The organism is Mycobacterium pseudokansasii (assembly GCF_900566075.1).
Taxonomy (GTDB): domain Bacteria; phylum Actinomycetota; class Actinomycetes; order Mycobacteriales; family Mycobacteriaceae; genus Mycobacterium; species Mycobacterium pseudokansasii.
Genome location: NZ_UPHU01000001.1, coordinates 5,445,999 through 5,463,078, shown reverse-complemented (window position 1 = coordinate 5,463,078; position 17,080 = coordinate 5,445,999). Strand labels below are relative to the sequence as shown.

At 67.7% G+C, this 17,080-nt stretch carries 13 protein-coding genes and 2 pseudogenes; 9 read left to right on the top strand and 6 right to left on the bottom strand.

What is annotated here, in order from left to right; translation table 11 throughout:
• Positions 1–34: 34 nt before the first annotated feature.
• Positions 35–1,286 (bottom strand): annotated as a pseudogene (locus EET10_RS32515) (ISL3 family transposase).
• On the opposite strand from EET10_RS32515, the gene EET10_RS24570 reads away from it, so the two are divergent.
• Positions 1,279–2,394, top strand: coding sequence for a YncE family protein (locus tag EET10_RS24570; protein ID WP_136624763.1), 1,116 nt, complete (start codon positions 1,279–1,281; stop codon positions 2,392–2,394). The pseudogene EET10_RS32515 and the gene EET10_RS24570 overlap by 8 nt on opposite strands.
• A gap of 157 nt (positions 2,395–2,551) precedes the next feature.
• On the opposite strand, the gene EET10_RS24565 is transcribed toward EET10_RS24570, so the two are convergent.
• Genes EET10_RS24565 through EET10_RS24550 form a run of 4 tightly spaced genes read right to left on the bottom strand, consistent with a single transcriptional unit; the run spans position 2,552 to position 6,795 of the window.
• Positions 2,552–3,829, bottom strand: a complete 1,278-nt coding sequence (locus EET10_RS24565; RefSeq protein WP_174719714.1) for an amidohydrolase family protein — start codon at positions 3,827–3,829, stop codon at positions 2,552–2,554.
• A 13-nt stretch (positions 3,830–3,842) separates the two neighbouring features.
• Complete coding sequence (locus EET10_RS24560; protein ID WP_036407360.1) at positions 3,843–5,057, bottom strand: amidohydrolase family protein; 1,215 nt, start codon at positions 5,055–5,057, stop codon at positions 3,843–3,845.
• 2 nt (positions 5,058–5,059) lie between these two features.
• Positions 5,060–5,860: an acetoacetate decarboxylase family protein gene (locus EET10_RS24555; protein WP_036407362.1), complete on the bottom strand. Its 801-nt coding sequence runs from the start codon at positions 5,858–5,860 to the stop codon at positions 5,060–5,062.
• Positions 5,857–6,795 (bottom strand): SDR family NAD(P)-dependent oxidoreductase, encoded by a 939-nt coding sequence (locus tag EET10_RS24550; protein ID WP_122502855.1) that lies wholly within the window; start codon positions 6,793–6,795, stop codon positions 5,857–5,859. Before EET10_RS24550 ends, EET10_RS24555 begins: the two co-directional genes overlap by 4 nt.
• 333 nt (positions 6,796–7,128) lie before the next feature.
• Here EET10_RS24550 and EET10_RS24545 point away from each other — a divergent pair, with 333 nt between their 5' ends.
• From EET10_RS24545 to fni, 8 genes and pseudogenes are all read left to right on the top strand, one after another.
• Positions 7,129–7,386, top strand: coding sequence for a molybdenum cofactor biosynthesis protein MoaE (locus EET10_RS24545; protein WP_081260692.1), 258 nt, complete (start codon positions 7,129–7,131; stop codon positions 7,384–7,386).
• A 173-nt stretch (positions 7,387–7,559) separates the two neighbouring features.
• Entirely contained in the window at positions 7,560–7,793 is a 234-nt protein-coding gene (locus EET10_RS24540) for a hypothetical protein (protein ID WP_036407363.1), read from the top strand.
• A 562-nt stretch (positions 7,794–8,355) separates the two neighbouring features.
• Positions 8,356–9,729 (top strand): class-II fumarase/aspartase family protein, encoded by a 1,374-nt coding sequence (locus EET10_RS24535; protein ID WP_136623020.1) that lies wholly within the window; start codon positions 8,356–8,358, stop codon positions 9,727–9,729.
• Between the two features lie 592 nt (positions 9,730–10,321).
• Complete coding sequence (locus EET10_RS24530; protein WP_122502573.1) at positions 10,322–12,196, top strand: PE family protein; 1,875 nt, start codon at positions 10,322–10,324, stop codon at positions 12,194–12,196.
• Positions 12,197–12,591: 395 nt separating this feature from the next.
• Positions 12,592–12,729, top strand: a pseudogene (locus EET10_RS32510) (PE domain-containing protein); the annotation flags it as partial.
• Positions 12,730–12,968: 239 nt separating this feature from the next.
• On the top strand, positions 12,969–13,886 hold the full coding sequence (locus EET10_RS31260; RefSeq protein WP_246013758.1) for a hypothetical protein: 918 nt from the start codon (positions 12,969–12,971) through the stop codon (positions 13,884–13,886).
• A gap of 200 nt (positions 13,887–14,086) precedes the next feature.
• Positions 14,087–15,058 carry a hypothetical protein gene (locus tag EET10_RS24515; RefSeq protein ID WP_036407367.1) on the top strand — a complete coding sequence of 324 codons (972 nt, stop codon included), beginning with the start codon at positions 14,087–14,089 and terminating at the stop codon, positions 15,056–15,058.
• 339 nt (positions 15,059–15,397) lie between these two features.
• Positions 15,398–16,423, top strand: coding sequence for a type 2 isopentenyl-diphosphate Delta-isomerase (fni, locus tag EET10_RS24505; RefSeq protein WP_167480271.1), 1,026 nt, complete (start codon positions 15,398–15,400; stop codon positions 16,421–16,423).
• Here the strand turns inward: fni and EET10_RS24500 are convergent.
• Positions 16,383–17,015: a MarR family winged helix-turn-helix transcriptional regulator gene (locus EET10_RS24500; RefSeq protein ID WP_081260367.1), complete on the bottom strand. Its 633-nt coding sequence runs from the start codon at positions 17,013–17,015 to the stop codon at positions 16,383–16,385. The two genes, fni and EET10_RS24500, sit on opposite strands and share 41 nt — an antisense overlap.
• Between the last annotated feature and the right edge of the window lie 65 nt (positions 17,016–17,080).

The following is a 17,080-nucleotide window of genomic DNA, read 5'->3' as shown; positions in this document are numbered from 1 at the left end:
GGTGGGATCTACTGACGTTTCCGTGGGCTGGATTTCATGCGGCGCGGCCGGGTAGTTGTGGGCAGAGTCCGCCGCGGGTGAGCATGGCCATGCCGATAAGCGCATCGGGACTGTGAAAACCATAGGCGCGCTTGGTCAATGCGCGCAGGTGAGTGTTGGTGGCCTCGGACTTCGCGTTCGACAGGCCGTGGTCGAGGGTGTTGTGGATCAGGTCGCGGTAGCGGCGGATGCTGCGGGCCAGCGCGACGAACTCGGGTATGCGCGAGTACGACGCCCACGACAGCCACCCGGCCAGCAGTTGGCGCCCGTGGGCGCCTTTGACCCGAAACACCTCCCGGAGTTGCTCTTTGAGCAGATACGCCCGATACAGGGTGGCGTTTGGTGTCGGCGATCGCAGCGAGGCTGGTGCGCTGCTCGCCGGTCAGGTCGGGCGGGTTCTTGCGGGTCGCTCACATAGCGTGCCGATCGGTGATCCCGGCGCGGGTCATGGTGCGCACCCGCACCTTGTCCAGTGCCTTCATCGCCCAGGCCACGACATGAAAGGCGTCCAGGCAGATCAGCGCCTGCGGCGCGCGTGCACGCACCAGGGCGTGGATCCACTCCGCGCCGTCGCAGCTGACGTCGGTCAACAGCGTCGCCCGCTCGGCGCCCAGCTCGTCGAAGAACCGGCCGAGCGTGTCCTGGTTGCGGCCCTCGTCGGCCCACACCAGTCGGCCGGTCGTGTGGTCAACCACGCACGTCAAGTAGCGATGTCCCTTGCGGTATGCGATCTCGTCGATGCCGATCCGGGTCAGCCCTGCGAGCAGGTCGTTGGTGTCGCGGCCGTCGGCAACCACCCTGGTCACGATCGCCGCCGCGGTGCGCCAGGCGATCCGCAACAGCACCGTCAACACGCTCAGCGCGGCGTGGGCGGCCAGCCATGCGCAGGTGTCCTCGAACAGCCAGGTGTGCTTGGCGCCCGGCCGCGCCCACGGCACATGCGCGACAACGACACCGTGCTCGGGGCAGCGGACCCGCGGCACCGGCGCCTCCAGGTAGGTCTTCATCGTGCCAACGTCCAGAGTCCGCCACCGACGCAACCCATCCCCGGCGTCGTAACTAGGTCGAATAGCCCGACAACGCGAGCACCGACCGGCCTGCACCGCCTTCGGTCGGACCCGGAACACCAGCACCTCCTCGGTGACCGTCTCCTTGCCCTTCTGCCTGCTCTCGACCTCCACCGTCACGTCCTCGACCACCAGATCCGGCCCGCCCACGGCCTCACCGAATATCCTGTTCTTGCGCAGCGCCGTACACCCCTTCTCACGGATTGAACCTTCAGCAGTCCAAAACGTAAGCAGGACACGGCGTTGCGCCCAAATTTCCAGGTCGCGGAACCCACGGCTATGTCACAAGAGCCAGAACGTTGATGATCCTGTGGGGGACATCCCGACTGGCCAAGATTCGGGTCCACGATCGATACCGATCTGTCCTGCGGTTCGTGTGATCACGGCGGTTTTTTCACTGGTGGATGCGATCCATGGCCATTTCATGTACGAAACTCCGCCGCCGGTCGCCCTTCTTTTCTCGGTAGTGGGTGTCGCGGCGATGATCGCCACTGTGGTGTTTTGTGTGGCGATGCGCTGGCTGAGCGAAGCGGCGGGTCTTCAGCGATCGGCGAAGAGCTGGAAAATTACCACTTTGCTGTTCGCGATCGTTTATCTGATTCCGGTTGGATTGCTTTCCGGCGCCGCAGCGATTGCGATTGCGTTGGGATCGCCTTTCCACATCGATTTGGGGCCTGCCAGTCTGCTGCTCGCGCCGGTGTTCGGCGTCTCACTGATTCACTTTTTCGTCTCCACCTCGCGGATGAAGGCTGATGCCGAATCGCCGGCGCCCGACCGTTCCCGCACCCGCCACAGGCCAGTCACGAACCCAGCCGAACCACAAAACGCGCGCTTCTGCCGGTGCTGGCCGTCGCGGGCGTGGTCGGCGGTCGTGGGTCTGTTTGCTCTGCTCTTTCACCGGTCCCAGCCGACAAAGCCACTGCCTACCGTGGACGTCGACAACGGCCTGTACGCGGCGGCGGTTGATCCGGGCACCCACACGGTCTACGTCGTGAACACGGAGGACAACACCGTGTTGGTGATCGACGGGAAGACGCGAACCGTCACCGCCACCGTGTTCGTCGGCGATTATCCGAACAGCGTGGCGGTGGATCCGACCACCCACACCGTCTACGTCACCAATCTTCACGACGACACGGTGTCGGTGATCGACGGGTCGACGCACGCGGTCACCGCCATCGTCGACGTCGGCAAGCACCCGGTCGCGGTGGCGGTGGACCCGGGCACCCACACCGTCTACGTCGCCAAAAACAGCGATGACACGGTGTCGGTGATCGAACGTCCATAGGGTTCAGCACCGCTCACCCCTGGCGAACTCCATACAGGGTCGACTCCGATGCGCTGGCCGCCGCAGATCGCATCACGCGTGATTCTGGTGACGGTTTGGGGCGGGCGTCGGGAATCTGCTGGCCGGGGCGGAGTGGGCCCTCGCCGCCTTGCCGCCCTCAGCTCTCCACAAGCTCGGGCAACGGCTCCGCACCGGTCAGCCAGTGGCGTCCGGCCTGCCGGGCCGCCTCCCACTTGGGGACGCTCACCGCATCGTCCTGTCCCAGGTCCTCGGGCGTCGGGCCGATGCGCGCGGCCAGGGCGGCCAGCGCGCCCAGGTCGAAGTTGTACACCTCCGCTGCCGTCAGGCCCAGGATCTGCCGGGTCTCGGCCACGGGAATGTCCCAGAACGAGCGTTTCAGCCAGTCGCGGGTGTGCGGCCAGGTCCCTTCGGGATGGGGAAAATCGTTGCCCCACAGCATGTTTGAGACTCCGATCTCGTGGCGCCGCGCCAATTCCCGGCGCTCGGTGGTGGTTGCCCCGATAAAGCAATTCCGGTCGAAGTACGCCGAGGGCGGCATCGTCAGATCGCCCTCCATCCGCCGGCTCATCTTCTTGGCCGAGTGCTCACGCAGGTATCGCGTGTCCATCAGCCAGAGCAGGTCGCTGGCCCAAAACGCGCCGCACTCGGTGGCTCCCCAGCGCAGCCGGGGGAAGCGTTCGAAAACCCCGGACCACAAGGCGAACCACAGCGGCCGGACCCCCCACCAGCGCACCTCGGTGACATAGATACCCAGGTGCTCGCCGTAGTCCTCCTGCGGGGCGGCGCCGACGTGGGTGTGTACCGGCATCTGCAGGTCCTGGCAGGCGGCCCAGACCTTGTCGTAGCGCCGGTCGTGGTAGGGCGGGTAGCCGGCCCAGCGCGCCGGGATCATGATCCCGCCCCGCAGCCCGGACTCAGCGGCCCGGGTGATTTCGGCCACCGCCGTATCGATGTCCGCCAGTATCGGTACGACCGCCACCCCGGCCCGCCGCTCAGGGCTGTGGCTGCACAGCTCGGCCAACCAGCGGTTGTGGGCCCTCGCCCCGGCCATCGCCCGGCCCGGGTCGAGATCGCCCGACTGGGCCAGGCCGGCGCCGAACGGGGCCCCGGCGACCCCGCTCACGGCGTCGGCGTCGGGGAAGATGACCTCGCCGACCACCCCGTCGCCGTCGAGTTCTTTGTCACGCAAACCTACGTCCCACCCGCCGGCGATGCCGTCGCCATGCTCGGAGAACCACGCTTGCGCGAACTGCTCGTCGATCAATCCGCCGACCTGCGCCGCGGCCGCCTTCTCGACCAGGAAGGCCTCGAAGTCCTCGCGGTATTCCGGGTCGATGTACTCGCGGTAACGCTCGGTCGGCAACTCGGCGTGACAGTCCGCGGAGATGATGACGTAAGGGTCCAGAGGCTGCACAGTATTCCTTTCGTTACCAGGCACGGATGGGGTCGGGCTCGAAGGCGGTGCTGCTCGCGTCGGCGGGCACGGCCGCCAGCGGCTCGGCGACTTCGGCCACGGTCGGGCCGATTCGGTCGGCCAGCGGTGCGAGGGCCTCGAGGTCGAAGCGGTAGACGGCGGCCGCGTTCCCGCCCACCATGGCCGCCACCTCCTCGGCCGGGACGTCGCTGAAGGTGTGGCGCAGCGCCTCGCGGCTGTAGGGAGCGGTCCCCTCCAAGTGCGGGTAGTCGCTTGCCCACATGATCCGGTCGACGCCGATTCGGTGGCGCTGGGCACACTCCACCGGGCGCAGGAAGCTGGCACCGGCGTAACACTGGCGGGCCCAGTACTGGCTCGGTTTCAACGGCAGCGATCCCGCGGTGGGGCCGGCGAAGCGGGCGATCGCCGAGTTCGCTCGCCCGAAACGCGCGGCCGCCACGTCGAGCGAATCGAGGGTCGCCGATATCCATCCGGTGCTCTGCTCGGTGAAGACCACGGTGAGGTCCGGATGGCGATCGAGTGCGCCGCTGAAGATCAGGTGCCACAGCGCCCGGTGCGACCACCAGTGTGTCTCGTACACCCACACCGCGAACGAGCTACCCCACCCGTCGGTCGGGGTCGGTCCGGCGTTGCCGCCGTGGTGGTTGACCACCACGGCCGACTCCTCGCAGGCCGCCCAGAGCGGCTCCCAGTGCTCGGCATAAAGCGCGGGAATGCCCGTACCCGGGGCGACCCCGGGCAGCAGCACACCGCCGCGCAGCCCCAGCTTGGCGATCTGGGCCACCTCGGCGACGGCCTCGTCGAGGTCCCCGAGCAGGATCTGGCCCACTCCGGCGCGCCGCTCGGGTGACAGGGAGCAGAAGTCGGCCAGCCAGCGATTGTGCGCGCGCAGGCCGGCCCAGCGCAGTTCGAGTTCCCGGGCGGTCTGCGGTGGCGGGGCGGCCAGACTGCCCTGGGGAAAGAACGGCGGCACCGTATTGGGAAAAAGGACTTCCCCCGCAATGCCGTCCTCATCCAGTTCACGGTTACGCAGATCGCTGTTCCAGTTGCGCTCGGCGTCGGGCTCGGTGAGGTCGCCGAACGGGTTCACGAACGTCGGCGCCCAGCCGTCGAATTCGTCCCGGTATCGCGGATCGAGGTACTCGCGGTAGTCGAGCAGGTCGGCGCCGGCGTGGCAGTCGGCCGAAATGACGGTGTACCGGTCCATGGCTAGACCCGGGCCGGTTCGACGGCCGGGGACGCCGATGGGATCGGGTCGTCGTAGCGCTGGTGCACATAGGGCAGCAGCCACTCCGGTGGCACCCGCTCGGCGATCCTTGCCACCTGGACGGTGCGCCGGCGGCACCAGGTGATCGACCTGATCTCGCGGATCACGATGTCGGCCACCGGGTCCAGCGGCGACTCACCCAACTCGAGGGTGCCGTCGATATTGTCCAGCAGCTCGTAATGCCGGTGGTACTCGCCGTAGACCAGGTGAGGGTCGGTGATGCCGTTGCCGTCCGGGGAACGCAGGAATTTGAAGTAGAACTCGGTGTCGACCTGGTCGTCCGGCAATTCCGCCGGGCCGGTGACCCGGCCTTTCAGCGTGATGAGCCGATACCCCATCCGCTCCACGGTTGCGGTGATGCGGTCCCCGTCGCGCTGCACCTCGATGTGGCCCAGTTTCTTGGGCTCGCCGAATGTTTCGCGCCCGCCCGTGACCGATTGCTCGGTCGACTGGGGCATCAACAGGGGGTAGTCGCCCCGAAGTTCGCCATGGCGGGCGGTCACCGAAAACACCGCCGACCCGAACGGCGGCCTGCCCTCCATCCGGACCCGCTGAAGCTGGACCCGCACCAGCGGTTCGTCCGCCGGCTCCAACGGCTTGGGCAGCACGGCCGCGACAATCTCCGGATCGGTGAGGTAGGTGACGGTCACCGCCTCGGTGGCGATGGGCGCCTTGGTGACGTCGATCTCGTGGTCGACCTGCGCCCGGGGTGGGCGGGGACCATATCGGACTGCGGTGCTCAACGCTGCGCTCCTTCGTTTTCTTGTTCCGTCCCGGCATGCCGGCTGAGGACGTCGACCAGGTAGTCGGGGTTGGTGCGGGCAACGATCGATGCCGCTTTGCGGGTCACGACCTCGTCGGCGGATGTGGGTGGACCCATCACCCAGAAGCGGTCCGCCCTGATCCCCTCAACCAGCTGGTCCGCGACAGTCTCGAGCGGGGTGAACTCGACGCGCCGGCCGCCGGCCTGGAAGCGACCTACCACCGCCGCCAGAGTCGGCTCGGGTGTGCGACGTTGCTGGGTTGCGGTGTAGCGTTCCGGCCGGTGCCGCCAGGACTCCCAGATCCCGGTGTTCAAGAAACCGCTGGGAAAAAGGACATGCGCCCGCACCTGCGTCCCGGTCATCTCCAGGTGTGTGTAGAGGCTCTCGGTCAGGCAGAGCACCGCGGCTTTGGTCATCGGGTAGACGGCGTTGGCCGGGCCGCCCAGGGCGCCCCGGGCGATCGGCGCGAACCCGCCGTTGCCCGAACAGGTGTTGACGACGTGTCCCTCGCCCTGCTCGAGCAGGATCGGCACGAAGGCCTTGATGCCGTGGACGATGCCCAGCACATTGACGTCGATGCCCCAGCGCCAGTCGGCTAGGTCGTGCTCCCACATGTAGCCCTCGGAGACCCCGCCGGTGCCGGCGTTGTTGCACACCACATGCACCGCGCCGAAGTGGCGGAGCGTCTGCCTGGCCAGCGACTCGACCGAGGAATAGTCGGTGACGTCGGTGACCACCCCGGCCACGTCGATGCCCTCGGCCGCGAGTTCGCGGGTCGCCGCGTCCAAAGGCTTGGCGAGGACGTCGGCCAGCACCACCCTCATGCCCTCCTGGCCGAAACGCCTGCCCATGGCCCGGCCGATGCCTCCGGCTCCGCCGGTGACGACCGCCACCTTGCCCTGAAGGTCCCTCATCGCGGTCACCGTCACATGGTGGCGCATATCGCCCCAATCCGTCGCGTAATTCGCCCACAATCGTGAGCGGCCGGCTTGTTGGCTGCCGCTGGCGCATCAATCCCCAGGGATGCGACGCGCCGGCGGGGACCGGCGCGACCATGGGCCGCATGACCTACGACTCACCAACCTGATCGTTTTAACGTGACGCTTCACCACGGTGGTTGGCCGGCGGTGTGCGGCCATTGCGGCGGCGAGGGGTTGAGGACGGTTGATGCCAGCGGACGTCAAAGGTAGTGGCGGGGCGAATGTCGCCGGCGACATCCGCCGCCGGCCGGATGGGGTGACCGCCGTCTGTGCCGACGTCGTGTTAGGCCGCCTCGCAGGCGATGTGGCGCACGCGCATCGGGGGTTCGTGGGATCGTGGCGGGTCATCGGGCCGGTCGGCTGGATGTCGGCGAGGTGGCGTTGTGTGTCGTGGTGGCCGCCGAGCACCGCCATCAGGCGTTCGATGCGTGCAGCGCGCTGGTTGAGGCGGTCAAACGTGATTTGCCGGTGTGGAAGCTTCAAGTCTTCACCGACGGCGAACGGCAGTGGGTCGGTGCGCCATGACAGCGATAAGCCTTGGCGCGCCATGCATTACGATGCGGCCAACCTACGACCGTCCGGACAGCCCGTACTTGATCGACAGATTCGGACGGCGAGCCGTGGACCTGCGTCATCGATCAGACGCCGTTGGACGCCCAGCATGACTGGGATCGCCGAAACCAACCGACCTGCGATCGATGCTGCGCGCCGGAACCTCCGACGACGAGATCGCCCGATGCTGGCGAAACGCCATGTGGGCCAAAGCTCCCGGACACGCGAGCATCGCGATCAGCGAGCGTCACGGTGCGCGGATGGCAGACCTGTTGCAGCGCTGCAGTTTTCTTCCTGATGAAGCGGCGGCGACTTCTGAGCGGTGCGCGGTCACGCACCTGTCGACCGACGATGTTCTGCCGCCGTTCGCCCGGGGCTGAATGTGCGAAACATATTCGCACAACAATACTCAAGGATTAATCGACCAAACAATCACGCGGCGTTGGCGTCCAGGGGCATTCGACCCGCGGGCAGTTGTCACGGCTGAGCAGATCATTGTGTTGTTGGAGGCGGCCGCTGGGTGGCCACCTGGGGAAGGCGCCAGCCGGTTCATTTCTTTGTGGGAATCCGCGGGGGGTGCGACGTTCGTTGCGCTGGCCGGGCTGCTCAAGCCGGGCAACAGCTATGCCCTGGCCGCCAGCGCGCTGACCTTGGTGTGCCGACCAGGGAGACGGCGACCGGACTGCTGTCTACGCGGCGCTGGATGCCGGTGCGGTCATCGCCCAGCTGAGCATCGATGCTCAGTCATGATCGCTCGGCGTTCACCCGATGGCCGGCTTCGAGGTTGGGGCTGCCGACTAGCTCCTGGGCCATGCCATTCCGCTCGCGACGCCATCCGAGCCCACAACCTCACTGACTTTTCATTTGCGCGGCGCGCATTTCGGTTCCCGAGATACTGTGAGGCCGCCCGCGACTCCCATACCTCGGCGCTCAGGAGTGACCGTGATTCCATCGACGGCGCTGTGTGCGCTGGACAGCGCAGTGCTCGGCGGCTTGCACACCACCGACGAGCTGCGAGCGATCCTCGGCGAGCGAGGGTTGCTGGCCCGTTTCCTGCAGGTGGAGGCGGAGCTTGCGGCGGCACAAGCCGACCTGGACATGATCCCGGCCGAGGTCGCACCGGCGCTGCGCGCCGTCACGCCCGAGCACCTCGACATCGCGCGCCTCGCGGATCGCACGGCGGCGGCCGGGTATCCGATCGTCGGCCTCGTCGAACAACTTGCCGCGATAGTGCCCGACGGTCTCGGCCAATACGCCCACTGGGGGGCCACCACCCAAGACATCATGGACACCGCTGCGGTCCTGCAGATCGTCGCGGCACTCGACGTCATCGAGCGGGATCTCCTACAAACGTTGACCGCGCTGACGACGCTGGAAACCCGGCATGGCGGCGAGTTGATGGTCGGTCGCAGCCAACTGCAGCACGCCCTGCCGATCACCTTCGGGTACCGCGTGGCGTGCTGGACCGCGCCGCTGCTGCGCCATCTGGACCGGCTTGCCGAGCTGCGGCCCCGGGTCGCGGTGGTTCAACTCGGCGGTGCCGTCGGCAGTCTCGCCTCCATGGCGCCGCACGGCCTGGACATTCGTCGCGAGCTAGCCCGTCGTCTCGGCTTGGCAGCACCGTCAATCAGCTGGCACGCCACCCGTGATCGCTTCGTCGAGGTCGTCGCCTGGGCCGCACAGGTGGCGGCCTCGCTGGGCAAGATCGGGCTCGACATCGTCGTGGGTTCCCAGACCGAGCTCGCCGAGCTGAGCGAGCCCAGCGCACCCGGCCGCGGCGTCAGCAGCACCATGCCACAGAAACGCAATCCCATCGGCTCACAACAGCTCATCCGAGCCGCGCGGCTGACCCGCTCCTACCTGGACCTTGCACTCGACGGCGCCGTGGCCGACTGTGAACGGGCCACGGCCGTGTGGTCGCTCGAGTGGCACACGGTGGCCCCAGCGCTGGCCGTCTGCGGCGGCGCCGTTCGCACCGCGGCCGACGTGCTCGCCGGGCTGCACGTGGACTCCGCGGCAATGGCGGCCAATCTCGACCGGACCCACGGGATGATCATGGCCGAATCGGTGATGATGCGGTTGGCGCCGGTCCTCGGCCGCCAGGCCGCCCACGACCAGTTGGAAACGCTGGTCACCGCCTCCATCGAGAGTGGCGAGTCGTTCGCCAACCTTGTTGCGCGCCGCGACCCCAAGCTGGCCGACGCCGTAACGCCGGCCGCCTATCTCGGGCACGTCGACGAACAAACCGTGGCCGTCATGTCCGAGGCGGCCGCGCGAGTAGGCGGACAGACATCGTTGCAGGGCACCGCGACATGACCCGATCGCCGTGCGGAATTTGTCCGCGACGAGAGTCCCGATGGTTGAGTAGCCAGGTTTGCGTCAGTCATTGACACCGGCGGTGATCGCGGCGTCGGGTGCCGGTGGGGACGGGCCGGGCATATGCCGTGCCGTTTTGGGCAGTGCCCGGTTGGTCAGCACGCGCAGCAGGATGTGGTAGCGCCCCAGCAATTGTTCCCGACACCGATCTCAGCGGCCACGTGAGCCACGGGCCGGCCGGTCTCCATTACCGGGCGCGCCCTGCTCCCGAAACTCCGGGGTGTGTTTGCGACGCGTGCCCGACATACGGACATCCTTCCTGCACGACCAGCAGTCCCATCACTCCGGTGTTCACCATCGGGGGTCAACCCCACACAACGGTCACGCGTTCGAACAGACTCTTACACCAAACTTGCCTCCCGGCTTGGCCCACCAGTGCATTTCACGATTGACGAACGATTGCCGAAAGTCCGCGTGGGCATCATTGATCACGCAAACGCTGTGCTCGCCGTAAACGGTCCGTAAACGGTCAGCGTCCTGAGTTCCTGGCGCGTCTCGGATTCCGCCCTACTACTTCTACTTAGGTCTCCATATGTCGTTCTTGATCACAACGCCGGAACTACTGACAGCAGCGGGGGAGGAGTTAGCGGGAATTGGCGCGGCGGTCGAATCCGCCAATGTGGTCGCAGCCGCGGCGACAACGCGCATAGCCGCAGCGGGCGCCGACGAGGTCTCGAGGGCTGTTGCGGCGCTCTTCGCCGCGCATGCCCAGTCATATCAATCGGTTAGCACCCGAGCGGCGGCCTTTCACGACCGATTCGTCAGCAACCTCTTCGCCAGTACCGAGTCATATGTCGCCACTGAAGCTCATAGCGCACTGCAGAATTTGCTCAATGTGGTCAATGCACCCACCCAAGCGTTGTTGGGGCGCCCTCTTGTAGGTGACGGCGTAAACGGTGCCTCGGGTACCGGGCAAGACGGTGGGCCCGGAGGAATCTTGATCGGCAACGGCGGGTCCGGCGGGTCCGGCGCCCCAGGCAAACCCGGAGGCAACGGGGGGTCCGCCGGGCTGATCGGTCACGGCGGCAACGGCGGCGTCGGTGGGAACTCATCGACTGGCGGGGGTGGCGCCGGCGGCCATGGCGGCAACGGCGGGCTGCTGTACGGAAACGGCGGATCAGGCGGCGCCGGCGGGGCAGGTGGCCTTGGCGCCTTCGCCGGCGGGTCCGGCGGAAATGGCGGTAACGCTGGGCTGTTCGGCGATGGGGGGGCTGGCGGGCCCGGCGGCATTGGAGGTACCGGAGCCGCCGGGGTCGACCCGCCGCGTGACCCTCCGCCGAAAGCCCCAGACGGCATCACCAATCCTCTCTACGGCACCGGATTCGACGGGAGCGCCGGCTTGAACGGCACCGCGGAAGGACAGGCCGGCGGGGAAGGCGGCACGGGCGGCGACGGCGGAACAATACTTAACGGACCGAGAAGCACAGGTGGAGCGGGTGGCGACGGCGGGCCCGGCGGCACTGGTCATGACGGTGGTGTCCCCGGCGGCCGTGGCGGCGCCGGCGGCGCCGCCGGCGCCGGCGGTCAGGGCGGGCTGCTCATCGGCAACGGCGGCAGCGGCGGCAGCGGCGGCGCCGGCGGCAGCGGTGGCACCGGCGCTTCCGGCGGCGCCGGCGGCAGCGGCGGCATCGGTGGTAACGGCGGCCGAGGTGAAAACACGGGTTTCGGCGGTGATGGCGGCGATGGAGGTAGAGCTGGCATGGGCGCCCCCGGCGGAGCGGGCGGTGCCGGGGGTGCTGGCGGCGCCGGCGGCCATGCGGGGCTCATCGGCAACGGCGGCACTGGGGGCATCGCCGGCGCCGGCGGTGCCGGCGGTGCCGGCGGCACCGGCGGCGCGGGCGGTGGCGGAAGTATCGGGGGCCGCAGCCCCCATGCCGAATATTTTGGTGGCGACGGCGGTGATGGTGGGCGCGGTGGCACAGGTGGTACGGGCGGGGCCGGCGGCAGCGCCGGCGCCGGCGGCGACGGCGGCAGCGGAGGAAAGGGCGGGCTGCTCATCGGAAATGGCGGCCACGGGGGTAGCGGCGGCGCCGGAGCAGGCGGTGGCGGGGGCCGAGGCGGCGACGGCGGAGGCGGCGGAGGCGGCGGCGCGGGCGGCAGCTCTGACAATCATGGTCCAGGACGAGCTGGTACAGGCGGTGACGGCGGTGACGGCGGCAAAGGGGGAAACGGCGGTGATGGCGGGGCCGGCGGACACGGTGGCGCAGGTGGCACCGCCGGGATGTTTGGCCACCTCGGTCGTCCCGGCGACGGCGGAGTGGGTGGCGCCGGGGGCTTCGGCGCCGGCGGGATAGGCGGTCTACCCGGACAAGGCGGTCTTGACGGCAGCGGCGGACATGGCGCAGCCGGCCACCTGGGATCCCCGGGCAAAGACGGTACACCTGGGCGACCCGGACAACCCGGCTGATAGGGCCAACGCACGAAAGCGTGGCGGTGTGAAATGCCGAATCGATCCTCGCAGCCTGACGGCTTACTATGCGCTACCGAAGCCGAGACAACGTCGGCGGCTATCCGTCAATTGACATCGCGCCCTGCGCTCCCAACCCGTCTCGAAAAGAGAAAGCCGCCTCACGGTGCTGTGCGAGTGCCGTCACCCAGGCTCAGTGCGGTAGGCAAGTCGGCAGGGCACTATGAAAGCTCTAGCGACCCTTTGTCGCTGGAGAAGATGCCGGCACTTCGGTGTCGTTACCCACTTCCACGGGCCCCGGAGTTGAGCAACACCGGCCAGGCCAATCCCTGGACCGCTCCACTTACCCCAGCTTCGCACTACCAATCGTTCAAGAAAGCCAGACGGGCACCGCGATGTCGTATGTGATCGCAACAGCGGAGCTATTGGCGGCGGCGGCAGCGGATGTGATGGGCATCGGCTCGTCGTCGGATGCCGCAAACAGCGTTGCGGCCGTGCCGATTACCAGGGTGTTAGCCGCCGCTGGAGATGAGGTGTCAGCGGCGATCGCTGCGCTAACGGCAACGGCGGGGCCGGCGGCGCCGGCGGCAACGCCGGAGCACCAGGAAATGGCGGTATCGGCGGAATCGGCAACGCCACCACTGACGGCGGAACCGGCGGCAACGGTGGCGATCTTGGCGGCTTTGGCATCGGCGGCACCGGCGGAGCCGGAGGCAACTCCGCACTCGGCGGTGGGGCCGGCGGCGACGGCGGGTCTGGCGGCAAGAGCGGTTTGCTTGCCGGTACCGGCGGTGTCGGCGGTGAAGGCGGCAAGGCCACCGGTACTGGCAGCGGCGGTAGCGGCTGCACCGGCGGGGCCAGCCAACACGAAGGACCCGGTGACGCGATCGGCGGCATCGGCGGTAAGGGCGGCATCGGATACTCGGCCGGCGGAAACGGCGGCACCGGCGGTGCAGCGATCAACAACGGAACCGGAGACGCAATCGGAGGCGCCGGAGGGGCCGGCGGCATCGCCCAGATGAGCGGGGGAAGCAGCGGAAACGGCGGGGACGGCGGGATCGCGATCAACAACGGAAGTGGAAACGCCATTGGCGGCGCCGGAGCGAACGGCACCAGCGGCGGCAACAGGGCCGCCGGTGGGAACGGAGGATCCGGCGGCAGCGGAGCCATCACTCAGGTCGCGGCAACGGGCACCGCGGCTGGAGGCAACGGGGGGGCGGGCGGCACTGGTGCCGTGGGTGGCGGGCACGGCGGAATCGGCGGCTCTGCCAGCAGCGCTTCCGCGACCGGGGACGCAATCGGCGGTACCGGGGGCGACGGTGGCCGCGGCTTCGGCATCGGCAAAGGCGGTTTCGGCGGCAGCGGCGGCAGTGCGGGCCTCACCAACGCCGGCGCTGCCGGCAGCGCGACCGGCGGCAAAGGCGGGGCTGGGGGCAACGGCACCATCGGTGGGGCGGGTGGGAGGGGCGGTGATGGCTCCACGACTGGCACCGGCTTCGGCATCGGCGGCACTGGCGGCGACGGCGGGGACAGCTTTACACCCTTGGCCACCGGTGGCAACGGTGGCAACGGTGGCGATGCGCACGCGCCTGATCCGGACAATGCCACGGTCGGCGCCGGCGGCGCCGGCGGAGGGGGCGGCACCGGAGGTTCCCCTGGCGCAACCGGGAGCAAGGGAACGGTCTTCTGATCGATCATCCGGCCATGTGCCGTCCGTAGCTACCGACCCCGCCGCGTCGCGCCTACGCGCATCATGGTGTGACTTCAAGAAGTACGAAAAGACGGGGTTCGCCACCCCCTCGGGCAAGGTGGAGATTGGGCGCGGCTCGGCACGGACCCGGATGCGACGACGGCGGGCGCAGTTGGTTATTGCCGAATACTGTCAAAGCCATGGTTTCGGCTGCCGCCGGCGCCCTCACATCCCTCGTCAATGCGAGCGCCATGCTGCTGGTGCCCGCGATGATGGGATTCTCCACGGTACTGTGCCTGGCGCGAAAACCGAGCCCGCTGACGGTGGTTGCCATCCACGAGTACCTGGGACGCGCCAGGATTTTCGATCGCATCTGGCTGCTCGCCGCATTGGGGTGGATCGGTTGGGCCGCCGTGCAGGGCGGCGCGCCGGGTTGGACGGTCGCGGCCGGAGCCGTCGCGCTGGTGTTGTCAGGCTTCCACTATTGGCTGACGGGATCGCTGCGCGGGACGCTTGCGCCGTTGGTCGGGGCGATTCTGCGCGCTGGGCCGGTGACCGCAATGAGTGAGGACGGGCTGCTTGTTGCTCGTCGGCGGACCCGAGAAGACATTCCCGTCCTACCGATCGATTGGGCTGTCCGAACACTCGCGTTCGTGCTGCTGGCGGATATCGGGCTCTTCGTCAGCGTCGCGCTGGTCGCGGATCCGTCGTCATTCGGCCGGGCCGTTCTGGTCGGCGGCTTCTGGCTCTCGCTCGGTGTGATCGGGATCGACTTGGCACAGGACGTGTGGCCCGGCACGACCTCGGCGGCCCGCCTCGCCGAGTGCTCCCGCTACTACGTTCAGATGTTCGAGCAGTGGAAGAACATCGGAGTGCTCGTCGGCTTTGGCACCGTGTTGATCGGCGCACCAATCGCCTGGGCAATCGGGCGTGCTGGTGCCCCCGTGCTCGCGTTTCCGCTGTGGACGGGGGCCTGCATCGTCGTCGCTATCGCCTTCAACAAGGTGTTGCACCGCATTGGATGGAGCCGAAGCCGGGTGCCGTTGCCGGTGTCGGTGAACGAATACAGCGCGACAGATCCACTGTGGGCGCACTCCTTCACTGTGATTCACGTCGTGATGGCCGTCGCGCTGCTGGCCGGTCTCGTCGCGCTGCACCCGGTTTACGCATAGGTTCGAGCGCCCGATGGCTGGCAGCCATTTTGCGACCGGGCTGCCGGCCGCGACCGGTGATATTGACGATGTAGTTGCGAAGGTCTCGGGCCAGGAGACCCGGCACTCCAGCGGTCATCCCATGGTCGCCGATCACCGACCAGCAATACTCCTCGACGGCGGCGAAGCCTGCGATGCCTTGATCGCTACGAGCGATCGCTAAAGCTTCGCGAGCTTAATACTTCAATCTCTTAATAAAAATTGTGGACCGCTAGGCTACGCTGGGACGGCACCCGATACGTCGACGAGGATCGCGATGACAACATCTGTCGGTGGCCCGTGACGACCGATCCGGCCGAAATGGGGCGTCGCAAACGGCGCCACATCGATGTGTGCCTGCACGGCGACGTCAACTTCGCCGGCGTAACGACCGGACTGGAGCGTTATCGCTTGCCGTTCAACGCCCTGACCCAAACCAGCCTCCACGACATTGACATGTCGGCCGACTTCTTCGGGGCGCGCCTGCGTGCGCCGATCTTGATCGGTGCGATGACCGGCGGGGCCGAACTGTCGGCGACAATCAACCGCAATTTGGCGACCGCCGCGCAGCGGCTTGGTCTGGGGATGATGCTCGGATCGCAGCGGATCATGCTGGACAGGTCGCGGGGGGAGCGGGCCGCGGCCAGTTTCGAAGTGCGTGACGTGGCCCCGGACGTGTTGCTGATCGGCAATATCGGCCTGGCGCAGCTGACGAAAGCCGCCGTGCCCGACATCAGCAACGCCCTGGACCGGGTGGGAGCCAATGCCCTTGCGGTGCACGCTAACTCGTTACAAGAGGCCATCCAGGGCAACGGGGACACCGACTTCACCGGATCGCTGCAACGGCTATGCGATGTCGCCGGCGCGCTGGACTGCCCGTTACTGCTCAAGGAAGTGGGCCATGGTATCGGCGCTCGGGCGGTCGCGCTGTTGACCCAGCTGCCCGGCGGTTTGCCGGTGTCGGGTATCGACGTGGCCGGCGCCGGGGGCACCTCGTGGTCGAGAGTCGAGCAGCTGGTTCGCTACGGCGAACTGCGCTACCCGGACTTGGCCGACTGGGGCATCCCGACAGCCCAGGCGATCGTCGAGGTGCGCCAAGTTTTACCGACGATTCCGCTTGTCGGCTCCGGCGGTATCCGCACCGGGATGGACGCGGCCAAAGCGATCGCCCTGGGTGCGGACGTGGTTGCGATGGCTCGTCCGCTGCTGGCTCCCGCGATTGAGTCCGCGAATGCCGTCGAGGACCGGCTGCAACGGTTCATCGAGGAGCTTCGCATCTGCCTGCACTGCTGTGGCGCAACGGATCTCAATGCGCTGCGCGCCGTCGGCGTGATTCCGATCCGGTAGCCGGCCCCGGCTCGGTCGTTGCGGGTTTCGACGGCGGTTTTCGTCGCCTGCCGGGTGCCGCCTTCGAAGATTCCTCGGTCCGCGCCGACGACGCCGGAGGCGGGTAGAGCTCGCTTTCAAATGCGGACATCCCCGCGATCATCGCCGTGAATACCTTGTGGGCACTGCGCAGATCCCGGTCAGGCAGCTCAGCCAGGGACGCGCGGATATGTTCGCCTAGTGGCCTGAAGAACTCGTGCGCCAATTCCATGCTGCCGTCCTGCAGCCGCAGCAGGGACCTGCGGCGGTCCTCGACATCCGGTTCACGGCGGATGTGTCCTGCGTCGATCATGCGATCGGCAAGATAGGTGATGGCCGCCGCCGACACGTCCAAGCGCTGGCTGAGCTGGGCCGGTGTCAACGGTGTGCCCGCGGTCTCGGCCACCATGAGATGCAGCAGGGCGTGAAAGTCGCCGTGGCTCAAATCGTTCTGCCGGGCATAGTAACGGCCGACCCGGTCGGAATGAGCGGTGATCGTCCGGAGGTCGGCCGACAGCAGACTCTCCAGCTCAGCCCGAGTCGGCTGTCGTTTCGCAGCGACGCGCTTGGTCACTTGCCTGCATCCTTCATGGCGATAAGGCGATAGCTTAGCCCGTGCTCCTTTCACGCGGTCCTCGA